Origin of the sequence: Nocardia sp. NPDC058499, from assembly GCF_042719915.1 — a bacterium.
Taxonomy (GTDB): domain Bacteria; phylum Actinomycetota; class Actinomycetes; order Mycobacteriales; family Mycobacteriaceae; genus Nocardia.
Map to the genome: position 1 here is coordinate 151,337 of NZ_JBHXMZ010000002.1, position 16,041 is coordinate 167,377.

Below are 16,041 nucleotides of genomic sequence, written 5' to 3' on the forward strand. Positions count from 1 at the left end.
GCGACGCGAACCCGGAAACCTATTCCGCGATCCCGTCCAGGGCAGCGAGGTCGGCGGTGGAGAGCGTGACGGCCGTGCCGACGAGGTTCTCGCGGAGGTGAGCGACCGATGAAGTACCAGGGATGAGAAGGATGTTCGGCGAGCGATGCAGTAGCCAGGCCAGAGCGACCGCCATCGGCGTCGTATTCAGGCGGGTTGCGACCGCGGAAAGCGCCGAGGATTGCAGGGGGCTGAACCCGCCGAGCGGGAAGAACGGCACGTACGCGATGTTCTCGCCTGCGAGGCGATCGATCAGCTGGTCGTCGTGGCGGTACGCGAGGTTGTACATGTTCTGCACACAGACGATCGGAGCGATCTGCTGCGCCTCGGCCACCTGCTCGGCCGTCGCGTTGCTCACGCCCAGGTGACGAATCACCCCCTGCTGCTGGAGATCGGCCAGCGTCTCGAACGCTTCGGCGATCGAACCCGCCACAGGCCCCGCGGCGTCGCCGAGGCGGAGATTCACCAGGTCCAGGACGTCGAGTCCGAGGGTTTCCAGGTTTTCCTCGACCTGGCGGCGCAGCTGGTCCGGTTTCCGTGCCGGCGGCCATCCGCCCTGCGCGTCCCGGTTCGCGCCGACTTTCGTCACAATATGCAGGCCGTCCGGGTATGGGTGCAGGGCTTCGCGAATCAGCTGGTTGGTGACGAAGGGCCCGTATGCGGCGCTGGTGTCGATATGGGTGATCCCGAGATCGACCGCTTCGCGCAGGACCGCCAGCGCACCATCGCGGTCTGCCGGTGGACCCATCGCGCCGGGGCCCGCCAGTTGCATCGCCCCGTACCCGAACTTCGTGACGGTTAGGCCCCCCGATGTCCAGGTGCCGCCGGGCAGTGTTGTCGGTGTGACAGTCACTCGTATCAACCTTCCACGTGGTGTCCGGGGCGTTTTCCGCCCCCTGCACAGTGTCGGGCAGGGGGCTCCCGGAAAGAAGAAGGCACCTCGAGGTTCGTAACGCACACCGCGGTGTGACAAATCGGTTGCACCCCGGCCATCGGTATCGGTACTGGTGGCTTCGTGGTGTACATCGATATCCCGCTGACCGAGGACATTCTGGACGCCGTCGCCGCCGAGTGGGGCCACCGCGGAACCGGCGAACGACTGCACGGTGGCGAGGAATCCGCGGCCTACCGTCTCGGCGAGGTCGTCGTCCGTATCGGCTCGCCCGCCCGCGATCCCGCCGAGATCGAATGGTGCAACGGCGTCGCCGCGGCCGCGGCACGTTCGGTCCCCGAGGCCGTCACACCGCTACCCCGCGCCGATGGTTCCACGGTCACCGTGGTGGCCGGCCATCCGATCACGGTATGGCCGCTGGCCCACGGACAGTGGGCCGACAGCGCGGACGCCACCCAGTTCGCCGAGGCCGCAGGCCTCCTTGCCCGGCTACATCGCGCCCTCGCCGCCTACCGGCCACCACCCCGGCCGGCGCGATCGTTTCTCGAAATCGGGCTCGACGGCACACCGTCGGCGCACCTGCCCGACCCCGATCTCGACCGCTGGCTCGCCGAATTCACCCGCAGCGCCCGCCACCAGCCCCTGCACGGCGACTACTACGCGGGTAATCTCCTGTGCCACAACGGGCATATCACCACCGTCCTCGACTGGGACGAAGCCCTGATCGGCCCTCCAGAACTCGAACTCGCCTCGGCTGCCTTGGAATTCACCGATGAGATCCGCGGTGACCTTACCGGCGTTCGCGCCTTCGTCGCCGCATATCACGCCGCGGGCGGCACGGCAGGTGAACTCGACGACCTCGCGGTCAGCCAGCTCATGCGGCATCGGCTACGCAGAGAGGCCGCCTACTTCGACATCGCTGTAGCGCGTGGAATCGAACACGACGATGACGATCACGAATACCATCGCCAACGATTGGCGGCGTTCCACCGCTTCAAACCCTGATCGGAAACCACCTTCGAACACCCGATACCTGGAGACCAGGGGCTGCTGTCGTCCCGGATCGGACCACGAGTGCTCCGCCGGGGAACCGGTCACGACCGCCGGACCACGGCGACCGCACCTACCCGTTCGCCGCGAGCGCGGTAGCGATGATTTCCGCGCTGCCGGCGTGCAGGGCCTGAGCTGCGGTCTTACCGGTTTCCGCGAGGTAGGCGTCGACCAACCGGTTGCCGGCGGAGTACCCCGCGCCCGTCGGCACGCCGACCGGGGTCACGCCCAGGTGCTCGGCAATGGTGTCGCCGTGCACCCAGGCCGAGAAGTTCTGCATACCGGTGACGTCCAGCCCGGAAACAACTTTCGCGAACGCCTCGTCGTCGTGCAGGGTGGGCACGCCGAGGCGGGCGTAGCCGAGGTCGTCACCGTAGAGTTCGCGAGCGAAAGCGTCGGCCAAACCCTCGCCCACCACATGCTCGCCGACAGTGACCGTCATCGGATCCCACACCACACCGCCGGGGCTGTAGCGCAGATTGTGGTGGAGTTCGTGCACCGCAGTACATTCCAGGCGCTCCAGGTTCTCCAGGTAGGGCCACAGGGTGATCGTGATGTAACCGGAGATACCGCCGAAACCGGTGACGCCGAGACTCGGAACCATGAAATTGGTGTCGCCCGGGTCGCCGAGCACCAGGAGCACGGTGATGTCCGGGGCCTGGAATCCGGGTGTCGCGGCGAGCAGTACCGCCGCCGCATCGTCGACCGCCCGCTGCATACGCTTCCAGGCATCGGCCGCCGCGAGCGTTTCGAGAGCATCGAGGCAACGCTGCTCGTCGCGGTCGAGCGGGAACCCGGCCGACTGATGGTGGAACGCCATCAGATCGACCTCGCCCGGAAAGTACCGGTACATCCCGGTCGTCGGTTCGAGCATCGTGCGCAGCAGGTCTTCGCGTTCGGCCACAGGTGCCCGCAGGATCTGCTTCATCGCCGAGTAGGAGTCGAGAACAGTGATGGTCACCGAGCCGACGGTAAACCCTGACGTAACGTGAGGCGCAAACCGCGCCGCAGCGGCCGCCTGCACCGCCCCTGCCCAACAGGGGCCGGCATGCGCGACCTCGGATACGTTGGAGCGGTGACCGTATCGCGTATTCAGGAAGTGATCGACGGCAAGCTCGGATGGACCGAGGTCGATCTACTCGATATCGACGACCGGTCCGCTGAGCTCGTGCGGGTCTCGCTGGAGCAGTTCGGTATCCGAGTCAACTATTTCCCGATCGGTCAGAGCCGACATCTGACAGCTGCTCTGGGTAGCGCACGACCTGTCGCCCCGTACGTGGTCCTGAGCTGTCACGGCTCGGACGGCCGAATCCTGCTCCAGGAACTCGACGGACCCGTGGCCGACGCACAACCGTTCCTCGACGAACTCCGCCCCGAACATGTTCGTAAGTACCTGCGAATACCGGGCAGCACAGTCATCTGCACCGGCTGCGACACCGGCGAAGAGACGCTGGCGCAGGCATTTCTGGACGCCGGGGCGCGCAGGTATTTCGCTCCCACCGACTCGCCGGACGGTCATTCCGCATTCCTGGCAGTACTCCTACTGTTCTACGAACTGACCGCCGGCCGCGATATGGCCCATGCGGTCGACCGGGTTTGCGGTTACGACGACGAGCTGTCGATGTGGAAGCTGTGGGAACGCTGACCACCCGATCGCCTGCTCAGCGGATCGTGCGGAGGACGGCCCACGCCTCGAATATGTCGACGGCGGTAAGCTCGTCCACTTCAGAACGCGGCCAGGTCATAGGACGTGCTGCGGCCGCCCGAGTTCGAGCGTTCCAGAACGCCGAGGTCTACCAGCTCGTTGATATCTCGCAGCGCGGTGTCCGGTGAGCATTTGGTGATGATCGCCCATTTCCGGGTGGTGAGTTTTCCATCGAAACCCTCCAGCAGCCGGTTCAACATCGCGATCTGGCGATCGTTCATCCGGGCCGGTTGCCGCAGACGCCAGAAACGGGGTTTCTGGAGAACCTTGTCGACCGTCTCGTCGGAATGCCGGATGGCCCGGTGCAGCGTCTCGAGGAACCAGATGAGCCAGTCCGTGACATCGAGAGTGCCTTTCTGGGTGCGCTCCAGGATTCGGTAATACGCCGCGCGGTCGCTCTGGATCTGCGCTGAAAGACTGTAGAAGCGCCGGGAACTGTGGTCGGCGCGGGCCAGCCACAGATCGCCGAGGGCGCGGGCTATACGTCCGTTTCCGTCATCGAACGGGTGCACAGTGACGAACCACAGATGCGCCAAGCCTGCTTTGACCAGCGCAGATTCGGCCGCGTCGGTGTTCACCCATTCCAGGAATTTCCGCATTTCGGCGTCCAGCCGGGCGGCGGGAGGAGCTTCGAAATGCACGCGCTCCCGACCGTAACCACCGGATACCACCTGCATAGGACCGGCGGCGTCGGTGCGCCAGCCGCCGATGGTGAGCCGGGTTCTGCCGGAGTATCCGGTCGGGAAGAGCGCGGCGTGCCAGCCGAACAGCCGATCCGCAGTGACCGGATGATCGTGGTGCGCGGTGGCGTCGAGGATCATTTCGACGACACCGTTCACATGCCGGTCGGCGGGAGCGAGCGCCCCGATATCCACGCCGAGGTGCCTGGCGAGCGAGGACCGGACGGAGGCCACGTCCAGCAGTTCGCCCTCGATCTCACTGGTTTTCACGACATCCTGGGTGAGCACGGACAGGCTCGCCTCGTCTTTGACGCCTTCGGCGGTCTCGGCGAGGCGTCCCAGCAGGCGCCCCTGCTGGTGAGCGACCTCGGCAAGCGGCCCTACCAGTCGCCCAGCGTCGTACCCGAGCGCAGGCCAATCGGCATGCTGCCAGATGTACCTGCGGTATTCGGGGGCCATGCGGTGATAGTACCCCGTATTCACCGCATATTTTGCGGTGAATACGGGGTTGCAACGAATCCAACACCTCGAGTCGCAGCGACACTGTATGCAAAACGTAGGGTTTTAGCCTACATAGTGCATACTGAGGGAAAGAAGGCAGGTGGATATGGCCAGGACGCACACCACATCGGTTCCGAGCGCACTGTGGCGCCGCCCCCTGCGCACCCTCCGCCCACAGGATGCGGCGGCGACCTACGCACACCCCCGGCCGGAGCTCGCACGACTGGTGGACAACGGCGTACTACACCGGGTGGCCCGCGGTTTCTACACAGTCGTACCGCCGGATCAGGTCGGTCGTTCATGGATTCCCGGCCTCGAAGCCACCGCGGCCGGTATCGCGGCCTCGGTCTACGGTGCAGATCAGGCCGTACTGATGGGGATCAGCGCGGCCCGGGTTTTGGGTGCGATACCCCGCGCGTTGGCGACCGCAATTGTTGCGGTTCCCGAGCAGCACCGCCCCATCCCCCTGATCGACCGTCCGGCAATTGTCAGATTCGTTCGCCGCAACACCGATTCGCTCGACGCCGAACGAATCGAGACATCGCTCGGTCCGGCACTGACCACAACTCCCGAACAGACAGTGCTCGATCTGGCGCACCGCCCACAGCTCGGCAACGCCGAGCGGGAAGTACGCAGCGCGATAGCCGTCCTCTACCGTCGCTGCGATCCTCGACGGCTCACGGAACTCGCCGCAGAACAACGACGTATCGCGGCCCTGCGCCGCGCCGAAGCCTGGATGGACGCACAGTAGTGGACCTCGACGAACGCGACGCTGTCGCCACCCGGTTCGGCGTGTCCACCGAGCAGGTCGACCGGGACCACCTCATCTCGCACCTCCTCGGAGCGATCAGTAGCCACTTTGCCGATCGCCTTCACTTCATAGGCGGCACGGCGCTCTCCCGCACCCACCTCAGTGATGGTCGGCTCAGCGAGGATATCGACCTGGTCGCGATCGGTAATCGCACCGCGCTCGCGCAGGAACTCGATACGGCACTGCCGCGTGCCGTCGCACGCAGTCACGGCAGACTCGAATGGGCCCCCGCACTGGCCGAGGTCACAAACACCTCGGCCTCCCTTCTTCGCTCAGCGGCAGGATTGTCGGTCAAGATTCAACTGCTTTCATCACGCGGCAGAACTGTGTGGCCGGCGGAAACCCGAGAGCTCGAACAGCGGTACAGCGACTCTCCACCGGCGCGGCTGCTAGTGCCCACATTGCCGGCATTCGCGGCCGCGAAAACCGCAACATGGCACGACAGGCGAGCATCGCGCGACCTCTGGGATCTCTGGGCATTGAGCACTATCGGCGGCATCGATAGCGCTGCCGGAGAACTCTATCGACGGCTCGGACCCACCAACCGGCTTCCGGGGCCACATCTTTTCGATCGGCCACCACATGCGGACGACTGGAATTCGCAACTTGCCGGACAAACCCGCCTCACCATCACCGCCGACACGGCACTGAAAGTCGTCCGAAAGGCCTGGGCGACCGCCTCACAGCGCGGATAAGCGACGGGTCTCAGGTGCTCGAGGCTGCAATCACCACAGGCACTGCGGCAATTACGCGCTGCTCGCACCCGGTGCCCGGATCGTCGGCCACTATGCATTACGCAGGGTCAGACCCTACGTAATGCATAGCCAGGCGTCGTCTCAGATTCCCAGGACCAACTTCGCCGTGGTGAAGTAGATGATCAGTCCGGTGGCGTCCACCAGGGTGGTGACCATCGGCGCCGAGACCACCGCCGGGTCGATACGCAACCGCTTGGCCAGCAGCGGCATGGTGCCGCCGATGGTGGCGGCCCAGGCGCAGATCAGGATCAGGGTGATCCCGACGACCACCGCAACCTTCGGGCCCACGAACAGGCCCCCGATCACCAGGCCGACGACCGACAGCATCCCGCCCAGCACCAGACCGACCCGGCATTCACGCCAGATCACTTTGAACAGGTCGCCGCCGCGGACCTCCCCCACCGCGACCGCCCGCACACAAGCGGTGGCGGCCTGGGCGCCCGCGTTACCGCCGGCACCGATCAGCAGCGGAATGAACAGCGCCAGCTGGGCCGCCTGTTCGAGGGTGGTCTCGAAGAAACCGGTCACGCTGACGGTGAGGGTCGCGGCGACCAGCAGCAGCATCAGCCACAACGCGCGATAACGGGCGAGCTGGAAAACGCCCGCCGCCATGTAGTGGCCCTCCCACGGCGCCGAACCGGCCTGTTTGGCGACGTCCTCACTGTCGGCCGCTTCGATGACCTCCACGGCGTCGTCGATGGTGAGCAACCCCACCAGCCGGTCCTCACTGTCGACAACCGGCAGGTTGATGTCGTTGGTTTCGCGCATCAGGCGCGCGGCCTTCTCCGCCGAATCGGTGGCACGGACGAACGCGGGCTCGGTGACCACCAGATCCGCGACCATCGTGTCGGGGCCGGTGAGCACCAGTTCCCGCAGTTCGACGATGCCCTGCAGGCGGCGGCCGGCATCGACCACCGGCAGGGTGTAGACGGTTTCGGCGTTCTCGCCTTTGACCCGCACGATCCGCAGCGCATCGGCGACGGAAAGGGTGCCCGGAATCGCCACGACCTCGGGCGACATGTACCGCCCGACCGACCCCTCCGGATAGCCCAGCAGCGCGGCGGTCATCCGCCGGTCGCGGGGGCTCAGCCCGGCCAGCACCTTCTTCGCCACCTTGGCGGGGGCTTCGCGGAGCATGCGGGCGCGGTCGTCGGGGGCCATCCCCTCGACGAGTTCACGGAAGGTCTGATCGCGCAGCCCCTGCAGGATCTGCTGCTGGTCGACGGGTTCGAGTTCCTCGAACACCGCCAGCGCCAGATCCTTGTCGAGCAGGCGGAATGCCACACCGGCCTCGACCGCGTCCATACGCGCGAGCTCGTCGGCGATGACATGCGGCGGATGATTGTCCAGCCAGTGCAGCGCGGCGTCGACGCGATGGCTTTCGACCACGTTCTGGAGGGATTCCGACAGCGTCGTCGGCGCTTCGATGAGTTCGATCTGCGACATGAGAAGTCCTCGGCACAGCGTTGATTTGCGAGTGATTCGAAAGAAGTCACACCGCGAGGCGCCGAACCGGGCCGCTCCGCCGGCAGAGATCGCTAGCGGAAACGCGGGAGGACGGCGCCGCGCGGCCTTCGACTGGGAGGTTCGCTGCGCATTGCAACACCACCTCCTTCTCGGTCACCGCCGCGCGCCGGAGCACGCCGCTCATCCGGATCAATAGTCTATGAATGCGAACGCATCCTTGTGCAGGATACATCCCCGGGCCGGGAAACCGGCATCGCAACGTTCGTCACACGGCGTTTCACACTCCCGGGCGTGTCTGCGGGGTGACCGCCGACAAGGCCCCGAACCTTCTCCGGGCGTACTGTCGGCGTCCGCGATCTCATACCTCCACAGGATTCTGCTCGTCCCGCTCTTGCGCCTGTGCCCAGGTGATCGCCCATTCGTCGAGCGGGCGGAGGGCCTGAATGAGTGCTGCCCCAAGCTGAGTGAGCTCGTAGCCATCGGCTGAGGGAGCAACGATCCCGCTCGACGTGAGTTCGCGAAGCCGCTGATAGAGGACGCTGGATGACAAACCTGCACACCGTGTCAGCAGCGCACGCGCACCGACCGGACCCGCACGCATTTCCCAGAGAATTCGAAGTGCCCACCGACGGCCGAAGAGGTCCAGCGCGGCCATGATCGGACGGCCGGTAGTCGATCCACGAACCGGTATTCCTGGGCGTGGCGTCGGCATAAGCCTCCTTGCGTTTCGTTTTCAGAAACACTAGCATCCAAACCGTGTTTCGAATTCCGAAACAATCTCACCTGGGAGCTCCGATGTCGCGAATAGCCCTGCTGGAACCGCCGTACGCCGACCGAGCCGGTGCGCTGCTCGCACGCATGATGCCCGGGGACGCGCCGCCCATCGGGCTGTTCCGGATGTTCGCCCGGAACCTCCCGATGGCCTCCGCCATGCACGAATGGGGGCGCTACGAGCTGGGCCGGCAGCTGACTCTGACCATGCGGGAGCGCGAGATCGCCATCGACCGGACATGCGTGCTGTGCGGCTGCGAGTACGAGTGGGGCGTACACATGATGATGTTCGCCGAACGGGTCGGGTTCACCCGCGAGCAGGCGATATCCCTGGTACACGGCGGCCCCGCCGACAGTTGCTGGACGTCCGAGCGGGAACAGCTGCTCATCCTCGCCGTCGACGCGCTGCACGAGCGTTCCGATATCGATGACGCGCTGTGGGCACGGCTCGTATCGGTCTTCGACGAGCTCCAGCTGCTCGATCTTCTTCTGCTGTGCGGGTGGTACCACGCCGTCAGCTTCGCCGCGCGCGCTACGCGTGTGCCGTACGAGCCCGGCGCGCCTCGCTTCGCCGACTTCCTCCCTGAGGTCCGATGACCCACCGACGATCAACCTGTAACTCAGATGCACCCATCCCCAACACTGGAGGTTCCATGCCCAAGGGCTACTGGGTCAGCGCCTACCGCACCATTTCAGACCCCGAGAAACTGGCTGCTTACAACAAACTGGCCGGCCCCGCCGTCAAGGCCGGGGGCGGCCGGATCCTCGCCCGTGACGGCCGGGTCGTGGCGTATGACGCCGGAATCGCCCAGCGCACCATCCTGATCGAGTTCGACAGCTTCGAACAGGCCGTCGCGGCGCACGAGAGTCCGGCCTACCAGGAGGCACTGGCCGCCCTCTCCGACGGCGTCGAGCGCGACTTTCGCATCGTCGAAGGCATCGACTGACGGCTGACCGAGGTCCGGTCGTAACTTCGCTGTCGGCGATGGCGCGAAAGAGCCCGGCACATACCGCGCCGCCGAGTAGGCACCACCGGCGAATGGTTGCTGACAATGCACCGGCCGCGGAGGATAGTGGCCCACATGGACACCGAGAGGGGTTCCGCGACGGCGACGGCCGAACGCGTATTCCAGTCCGTGCTGGGCGCCGTCGACCTACTGGCGATCTTCGTCGGGGACCGCCTGGGCTGGTACCGGAGCCTCGTCGCGGACGGACCGGCGACCGCCGCCGAACTGGCCGCGCGAACCGGCACCCATCCGCGGTATGCCAGGGAATGGCTGGAACAGCAGGCGGTGACCGGTTTGCTGAGTGTGCACCGGGACGGGAGCGCCGCGGAGCGGGAGTTCGCCGTGCCAGCGGCGACGGCGGAAGTGCTCACCGACGAGCACAGCCTCGAGTATCTGGCCCCGATCGCGCGTTTGTTCGGTGCGGTGGGGCCGGCGCTGCCGAAACTGCTCGATGCCTACCGCACCGGTGGCGGGGTGAGCTGGGACGAGCTCGGCGACGATGCGCGGGAAGGGCAGGCAGACGGGAATCGGCCGTGGTACGAGAAACGGCTCGCGGCGGCGTTGAACGACAACGCCGAGGTGATGGAGGTGCTGGGGGCGCCCGGCGCGCGGGTTCTCGATATCGGTTGTGGGGCGGGCTGGTCGGCGATTGCGCTGGCCCGGGCCTATCCGGCGGCGCGGGTGCGGGGGGTGGATATCGATGGTCCGTCGGTGCGGAGTGCGGTGGCAAATGCGGCCGCGGCGGGGGTTGCGGATCGGGTGGAGTTCACGATGGGGGATGCGGCGGAGCTACTTGCGGGCGAGTTCGATATCGCGTTCGCGTTCGAATGCGTGCACGATATGCCCCGGCCGGTCGAGGTATTGGCGGCCGTGCGCCGGGCGCTGCGGCCCGGCGGGATCATGGTGGTGATGGACGAGGCGGTCGCGCCGGAGTTCGCGCCCGGCGGGGACGATCTGGAACGGCTGATGTACGGGTTCAGCTTGTTCGTCTGCCTGCCCGACGGGATGTCGAGCCCGCCGAGCGCCGGGACCGGCACCGTGATGCGGGCCGCGACCTTACGGGACTACGCACTCGAGGCGGGTTTCACGAGGTTCGATGTCCTGCCGATCGAGGATTTCGGATTCTGGCGTTTCTACCTGCTCGGTTGAGCATCCGCGCCCCGGGTGGTGCTCGGCACGGTCGGCCCGCTGCTCGGTACGGTGGCGCGTGTCGGTGCGTTCGACGCGACCGTCGCGGTGTTCGGTGCGTTCAGCGCGGTGCGCAGCGAGGCTGGGTCGTCGAGGGAGAGGCAGATCCGGGTCGTCCGGGCCGTGATGCGACCGCTGGGTAGTAGCGAGTCGATATGCACGGCGACCGGGTCGCGCAGGGTCAGGTCGGTGGTGGTGCCGTCGGGGCCCGCGAGGAACAGCCTGCCGTCATCGAACGCGGTCGCGGTGTGGTTGAAGCGGCGGCATTCGGCGACCGCCGCGATCCGGTCGAGTGGTACTCGCGCGATCACGCGGCCGGATCGGCGCAGCACCACTTCTCGGCCGGTCACATAGTGTGGATAAACGATATCGGCGACGACCACTGCGAACAGAAATACCAGAGACCACACCGAAACCACAGCCAGCGTGATGCCGAGCCACGCCCAGGGGATCACCAGGTGCAATACGACCACTTCGATCAGGGTCGCCGCGAGGAAGGCCATCGGCAGCGCGAGGACGCCGCGGGCGGCGGTGAGCGGCTGCTGGTCGCGGCTGTCGCGGTCGGTGGTGCGGCGTAGCCACAGCCACAGGCCGCGATACAGCCGGGCCTGGTTGCGGAGGCGTCTCCCGAGCCCGGTCACGACTGTCCCCCACTGGTGTCTGTCAGCAGTTCCATTGCGCGGCGGACCGCCTGGCGTTGTGCGGGGTCGGGGACGAGGGTGTCCTCCGACAGCGCGGGTGCGCTGTGCGGGATATCCGCGGTCGCCGCGACCACGCTGTCGAAATCGAGCCGCCGCAACTGGCCGGCGATTTCCTGCGCCATCTCTTCGATCAGTTCGGCGGACTGCGTCACCGGGCGGCCGTGCAATCTTTCCCAGCCGCGCAGCAGCCGGCGGTAACCGGTGCGGGCGGCCGGGTCGGCGAGGGCATGGGTGAACCAGGTGAACATTTCGGTGGGTGTGTCGCCGGAGAGGGCGTAGACCTCCAGCATGTCGCGTTCCTGGTCGAGTGCGGCGCGCTCCGGTTCGTCGGCCTGCTCGCGGCCCGGTCGAAGGCATCGGCGACCTCGTCCGGGAGCGCGGTGAGGCGGCGGCCGGCGTCGACCGCGGCCAGCATCCGGGCCACACCTTCCTGTTTGCGCTCGAGCTGGGTGATGCGCTGGGTGATCTCGTCGTGCAGCGCGGCGAGGTCGGCCCGCAGGTCTTCGGTATCGGAGGCGCCGTGCTCGTTGGCGAATACGGCGGCCACCGCACCGAGCGGCAGGCCGTTGTCGGCAAGCCAGCGGATCCGCATGAGCCGGGTCAGTTCGGCCATGCCGTAATCGCGGTAGCCGTTGTCGGGGCGGACGGGTTCCGGGAGCAGGCCCAGCCGGTGATAGTGGCGGACGGCGCGGGGGGTGGTTCCGGCGGCCGCGGCGATTTCACTGATCCTCATACCGTCAAGCGTGGGGTGTGACGCTACGTCGCAGTCAAGGCCACAGAATCCGCACGCAATACCCGATTCCGCGCGGCCGGCGCGGAATCATTGCCCGGACGCCATTCGGCCGACAGAGTGGAGGCCGAGATATATCTCGCGCGGCCCGCGGGCCCGGACAACGGAGGAGAGTGCTGTGCGCTTCGGAATCTTCATCCCCCAGGGCTGGCGGCTGGATCTGGTGGGTATCGAACCCGCCGCGCAGTGGGAGGTGATGCGGGGTCTCGCGGCGCGGGCCGATGCGAATCCGGTGTGGGAATCGTTGTGGGTGTACGACCACTTCCACACCGTGCCCGAACCCACCGAGGAAGCCACTCATGAGGCGTGGAGCCTGATGTCGGCGTTCGCCGCGTCCACCTCGCGGGTGCGGCTCGGGCAGATGTGTACGGCGATGAGTTACCGCAACCCGGCCTACCTGGCGAAGGTCGCGGCGACCGTGGATCTGATCTCCGGCGGCCGCACCGAGATGGGGATCGGCGGCGGCTGGTACGAACACGAGTGGCGCGCCTACGGGTACGGCTTCCCCACCGCCGGGGAGCGGCTGGGCCGGCTGGACGAGGGCGTGCAGATCTTCCGGCAGGCGTGGAGTTCGGGCACCGCCACCCTGGACGGCAAGTACTACCGGGTAGATGGCGCGATCGTGCGGCCGTTGCCGGTGCAGGAGGGCGGGATCCCGCTGTGGATCGCCGGTGGCGGTGAGAAGAAAACACTGCGTATCGCCGCGAAATACGCGAACTATACGAACTTCGCCGGTAACCCTGAGGAATTCACCCGCAAATCGGAGATCCTGCGCGACCACTGCGCCGATGTCGGCACCGATTTCGATGCCATCGTGCGCAGCGCCAACTTCAATGTCGTCATCGGCGCCACCGAAGCCGAGGTCGCGCAGCGCATCTCCGAGAACGCGGCGCGGCTGGCCCCGGTCCTGGGCGAGGAGAAGGCCCGTGCCTACATCGACAACCTGACCACCGGCGGTGCCGCCGTCGGCACCCCGGAGCAGATCGTGGAGAAGCTGTCCGCCGTCCGCGATCGCGGCCTGGGCTACGCCATCTTCAACTTCCCGGAAGCGGCCTACGACACCAGCGGTATCGAACTCCTGGAACGGGAAGTGCTTCCGGCACTGTCCTGAGCAGCACCGCGCAACTCGACGTACTGCGCCACCACGAAGGGCACATCGGCCGCCAACTGCCGGGCGAACCACCCGCCCAGCTGCCCCGGCGAAAGGGGAAGAACCGAACCATTGTCCACCGAGCCGATACGCGCAGTGGCCCGGAATACCCACAGCCCCGATTTCTCCGGCATCAGCGACCGGGGCACAATCGCGGATTCAGGCGCCCACGTGGGCGCGGAGGAACGCTGTCAGCGGGGTCCGAACTGCCTGCGGATCATCGATGAAAGGCCAATGTCCGAGACCTTCGAGGATATGGACTTCGGCTTCGGGAAAGAAGTTACGCTGCAGCCCAGCGAACCGAACCGGGATGTAGGGGTCACCGTCGCCCCAGAGCACACAGACCGGCAGACCGCTTCCCGCGATATCGGTGTTCATTTCCGGGAACGCGCTGACCGGGTCGCGGGAATTGCGATACAGCTCGAGGACTGCTCGCTTGTGCGCCCAGTCCGCGTATCGGTCGACCCGGTCGATATAGGAGTCCGGCAGCGGTACGGGATTGTCGCGGTTGAGGGCGATATGCATGGCACGCTTATTGCTCACCAGCTGGAAAAGCTCGCCCAGTACCGGTGTCTGCCAGACCTTCGCGTACCGATGCCAGCGGTAGCCGTCGAGTACACCGGTGTTGATCAGGACCAGCCCGGCCAGCCGGTCGCGATGGTCCAGTGCCCACCGCAAACCCCACGGCCCACCGAAATCGTGCAGGACGAGATGCGCGCGTTCGACCCCCAGATGGTCGAGCAGCAGGCCGAGGTATCGCGCATGCCCCGCAATGCTGTGATCGAAGGCACGCGGCCGCTCCGATCGCCCGAAACCGGGCATATCCATAGCGATCACCCGCGCGAATCCCGCCACCGCGGGGATCAGCTCCGCCCAATCGTCCATCGGCCCCGGATTGCCGTGCACGAACACCACAGCCTCCGTGCTGTCGGCGGGCCCGCTGTCGTACACCGCGCACCGAACACCGTCCAACCGATGTTCGGTTACCGGCAATACCGGCGTGGTTTCAGCCACTGTGCCCCCTTGATCACCATCCGCCGCCCCGCCGTTCGTTCGGCCGGCCGGTCCCCGACCGACAGTACATCGGGGAATCACTCCGCTCCCGGCCTTTCACAGCGGAGACCACCGTCGGCAACGGATCCAGACATTCAGTCATCCAGCTCGTCCTCTCCGAACGCGGCGTCGATTTCCGCAAGTTCGTCCGCAGCGTCAGGAGTACCCGCAAACCTGGCCAGCGCGTCATGGACCCTTCATAGCGCCCGACGCTATCGGGTGCTACCAGATTTTTCGTGCACGAAGGGCGATCGGTGTCTGCTGGACGAACCGAACTCCGGCCGCCCGCGAACGTGCCACCCCTACGCAGCCCTGACCAGCCGGTTGGCGAGCGTCGAGATCGTATAGGTCCCGATACCCAGGACGACTTCGAGCGCGTTGCGTTCGGTGAAGCCGTGCGCCGAGAAGGCGTCGAGCGCCCGAGTATCCACGGCTCCGGCGGTCGCGATGACCTCGCGGGTGAACACCCGGACCGCTTCGAGGCGTTGGTCGTCGAGTGCCCGCTGCGCACGCAGGGCCGCGGCCAGTTCGGCCGGGGCACCGAGTGTGCGCAGTTTCCCGGTATGCATGGCAATGCAGATATGGCAGTCGTTGTGTACCGCCACCGTCATGATGACCACTTCCCGCGCGATCGGATCCAGCGTGCACCGGTCGAAACGCGCGGTCATATCCAGGAATCCGGTGAGCAGCTCCGGTGAGGCGGCCAGCCGGGCGACCGCGTCGGGCACCGCTCCGCCACCGGCGGTTATGGCGGCCATCGTTGCGCGTGACCCCTCCGGGGCGGTTTCGAGTGTATGCGGGTCGAACATCGCGACTCCTAGTATGGACAACATGGTTGACGAAATGATGGTAAACCAGGTTGTCCATCCTGCCAAGGTCGTGCGATGACCGGGAAAGACATGGACCGCGCCCGGGCAGGCTACGAACTCCCGCTGCTCCTCCTGGCCGGATTCCGCACCCTCATCGACGAACTACACGACGAACTCGCGCGCCGAGGCCACCCGCACGCGCGACCCGCCCACGGTTTCGCTATGCAGGCGATCGGACCCGACGGAGCAACCGCCAGCGATATCGGCCGCCGGCTCGGCATCTCCAAACAGGCCGCGGGCAAAACCGTCGACCGCCTCATCGCCCTCGGCTATGCGGAACGCGCCGCCGATCCCACCGACGCGCGCCGTCGGCTCGTTCGCCTCACCACGCTCGGATACGACATGCTCACCCTCTCGGCCGCGATCTTCGACCGGCTGCGCGAGCAGTGGGCAGAAGCCCTGGGCGAGCAGCATCTACGTGCGATGGAAGACGGTCTACGCACCGTCGCCGCACCGAATGCTTTCCGGCTCGATGCGACGCAGTGGCTGGGCGATTGAGCCACGAACAGCAGTGGGGGGGGGGGGGGGGCGGGATGTTGGGGTGGGCGATTCTGGTTTTTTTTTCGTTTTTCTTCCGCATCGCCCACGAACCCCTCGCCTACCCCCTTTCCT

General features: G+C 66.4%; 19 protein-coding genes. 9 read left to right on the forward strand and 10 right to left on the reverse strand.

The annotated features are described in order from the left end of the window. Positions 1-19: 19 nt before the first annotated feature. The gene (locus ACFWPH_RS05780) at positions 20-892 is read right to left on the reverse strand and encodes an aldo/keto reductase family oxidoreductase (protein WP_378748390.1); all 873 of its coding nucleotides are present in this window, start codon (positions 890-892) and stop codon (positions 20-22) included. A 162-nt stretch (positions 893-1,054) separates the two neighbouring features. Here ACFWPH_RS05780 and ACFWPH_RS05785 point away from each other — a divergent pair, with 162 nt between their 5' ends. Then, entirely contained in the window at positions 1,055-1,936 is an 882-nt protein-coding gene (locus tag ACFWPH_RS05785; RefSeq protein WP_378748391.1) for a phosphotransferase enzyme family protein, read from the forward strand. A 118-nt stretch (positions 1,937-2,054) separates the two neighbouring features. Here the strand turns inward: ACFWPH_RS05785 and ACFWPH_RS05790 are convergent, their stop codons facing one another. Next, positions 2,055-2,942 (reverse strand): DUF2268 domain-containing protein, encoded by an 888-nt coding sequence (locus ACFWPH_RS05790; protein ID WP_378748392.1) that lies wholly within the window; start codon positions 2,940-2,942, stop codon positions 2,055-2,057. Between the two features lie 114 nt (positions 2,943-3,056). Between ACFWPH_RS05790 and ACFWPH_RS05795 the strand changes: the two genes are divergently transcribed. Continuing rightward, positions 3,057-3,626, forward strand: a complete 570-nt coding sequence (locus ACFWPH_RS05795; RefSeq protein ID WP_378748393.1) for a hypothetical protein — start codon at positions 3,057-3,059, stop codon at positions 3,624-3,626. An 80-nt stretch (positions 3,627-3,706) separates the two neighbouring features. Here the strand turns inward: ACFWPH_RS05795 and ACFWPH_RS05800 are convergent, their stop codons facing one another. Further along, complete coding sequence (locus ACFWPH_RS05800; RefSeq protein WP_378748394.1) at positions 3,707-4,825, reverse strand: Fic family protein; 1,119 nt, start codon at positions 4,823-4,825, stop codon at positions 3,707-3,709. Positions 4,826-4,973: 148 nt separating this feature from the next. On the opposite strand from ACFWPH_RS05800, the gene ACFWPH_RS05805 reads away from it, so the two are divergent. Continuing rightward, positions 4,974-5,618, forward strand: coding sequence for a type IV toxin-antitoxin system AbiEi family antitoxin (locus ACFWPH_RS05805; RefSeq protein ID WP_378748395.1), 645 nt, complete (start codon positions 4,974-4,976; stop codon positions 5,616-5,618). Beyond that, positions 5,618-6,373, forward strand: coding sequence for a nucleotidyl transferase AbiEii/AbiGii toxin family protein (locus ACFWPH_RS05810; protein ID WP_378748396.1), 756 nt, complete (start codon positions 5,618-5,620; stop codon positions 6,371-6,373). Before ACFWPH_RS05805 ends, ACFWPH_RS05810 begins: the two co-directional genes overlap by 1 nt. Before the next feature lie 141 nt (positions 6,374-6,514). Here the strand turns inward: ACFWPH_RS05810 and mgtE are convergent, their stop codons facing one another. Continuing rightward, positions 6,515-7,879 (reverse strand): magnesium transporter, encoded by a 1,365-nt coding sequence (mgtE, locus tag ACFWPH_RS05815; protein ID WP_378748397.1) that lies wholly within the window; start codon positions 7,877-7,879, stop codon positions 6,515-6,517. A 379-nt stretch (positions 7,880-8,258) separates the two neighbouring features. Further along, positions 8,259-8,555 (reverse strand): winged helix-turn-helix transcriptional regulator, encoded by a 297-nt coding sequence (locus tag ACFWPH_RS05820; RefSeq protein WP_378748398.1) that lies wholly within the window; start codon positions 8,553-8,555, stop codon positions 8,259-8,261. Between the two features lie 140 nt (positions 8,556-8,695). Here ACFWPH_RS05820 and ACFWPH_RS05825 point away from each other — a divergent pair, with 140 nt between their 5' ends. The 3 genes from ACFWPH_RS05825 (at position 8,696) to ACFWPH_RS05835 (ending at position 10,827) form a co-directional block, all read left to right on the forward strand. Beyond that, positions 8,696-9,268, forward strand: coding sequence for a carboxymuconolactone decarboxylase family protein (locus ACFWPH_RS05825; protein WP_378748399.1), 573 nt, complete (start codon positions 8,696-8,698; stop codon positions 9,266-9,268). Positions 9,269-9,324: 56 nt separating this feature from the next. Continuing rightward, positions 9,325-9,618: a DUF1330 domain-containing protein gene (locus ACFWPH_RS05830; RefSeq protein WP_378748400.1), complete on the forward strand. Its 294-nt coding sequence runs from the start codon at positions 9,325-9,327 to the stop codon at positions 9,616-9,618. Positions 9,619-9,753: 135 nt separating this feature from the next. After that, positions 9,754-10,827, forward strand: coding sequence for a class I SAM-dependent methyltransferase (locus ACFWPH_RS05835; protein ID WP_378748401.1), 1,074 nt, complete (start codon positions 9,754-9,756; stop codon positions 10,825-10,827). Here the strand turns inward: ACFWPH_RS05835 and ACFWPH_RS05840 are convergent. Genes ACFWPH_RS05840 through ACFWPH_RS05850 form a run of 3 tightly spaced genes read right to left on the reverse strand, consistent with a single transcriptional unit; the run spans position 10,812 to position 12,300 of the window. After that, complete coding sequence (locus ACFWPH_RS05840) at positions 10,812-11,507, reverse strand: hypothetical protein (RefSeq protein WP_378748403.1); 696 nt, start codon at positions 11,505-11,507, stop codon at positions 10,812-10,814. The genes ACFWPH_RS05835 and ACFWPH_RS05840 overlap by 16 nt on opposite strands. Beyond that, positions 11,504-11,719 carry a hypothetical protein gene (locus ACFWPH_RS05845; protein ID WP_378748405.1) on the reverse strand — a complete coding sequence of 72 codons (216 nt, stop codon included), beginning with the start codon at positions 11,717-11,719 and terminating at the stop codon, positions 11,504-11,506. Before ACFWPH_RS05845 ends, ACFWPH_RS05840 begins: the two co-directional genes overlap by 4 nt. Then, on the reverse strand, positions 11,716-12,300 hold the full coding sequence (locus tag ACFWPH_RS05850) for a MerR family transcriptional regulator (RefSeq protein WP_378748406.1): 585 nt from the start codon (positions 12,298-12,300) through the stop codon (positions 11,716-11,718). Before ACFWPH_RS05850 ends, ACFWPH_RS05845 begins: the two co-directional genes overlap by 4 nt. Positions 12,301-12,475: 175 nt before the next feature. On the opposite strand from ACFWPH_RS05850, the gene ACFWPH_RS05855 reads away from it, so the two are divergent. Beyond that, entirely contained in the window at positions 12,476-13,468 is a 993-nt protein-coding gene (locus tag ACFWPH_RS05855; RefSeq protein WP_378748407.1) for a TIGR03560 family F420-dependent LLM class oxidoreductase, read from the forward strand. Positions 13,469-13,666: 198 nt separating this feature from the next. Here ACFWPH_RS05855 and ACFWPH_RS05860 read toward each other — a convergent pair whose 3' ends face one another. Both ACFWPH_RS05860 and ACFWPH_RS05865 read right to left on the reverse strand, forming a co-directional pair. Continuing rightward, the gene (locus tag ACFWPH_RS05860; RefSeq protein ID WP_378748409.1) at positions 13,667-14,521 is read right to left on the reverse strand and encodes an alpha/beta fold hydrolase; all 855 of its coding nucleotides are present in this window, start codon (positions 14,519-14,521) and stop codon (positions 13,667-13,669) included. Positions 14,522-14,862: 341 nt separating this feature from the next. Continuing rightward, positions 14,863-15,369: a carboxymuconolactone decarboxylase family protein gene (locus tag ACFWPH_RS05865; protein ID WP_378748410.1), complete on the reverse strand. Its 507-nt coding sequence runs from the start codon at positions 15,367-15,369 to the stop codon at positions 14,863-14,865. Positions 15,370-15,444: 75 nt separating this feature from the next. Here ACFWPH_RS05865 and ACFWPH_RS05870 point away from each other — a divergent pair, with 75 nt between their 5' ends. Further along, positions 15,445-15,927 carry a MarR family winged helix-turn-helix transcriptional regulator gene (locus ACFWPH_RS05870; protein WP_378748411.1) on the forward strand — a complete coding sequence of 161 codons (483 nt, stop codon included), beginning with the start codon at positions 15,445-15,447 and terminating at the stop codon, positions 15,925-15,927. Positions 15,928-16,041 lie beyond the last annotated feature (114 nt).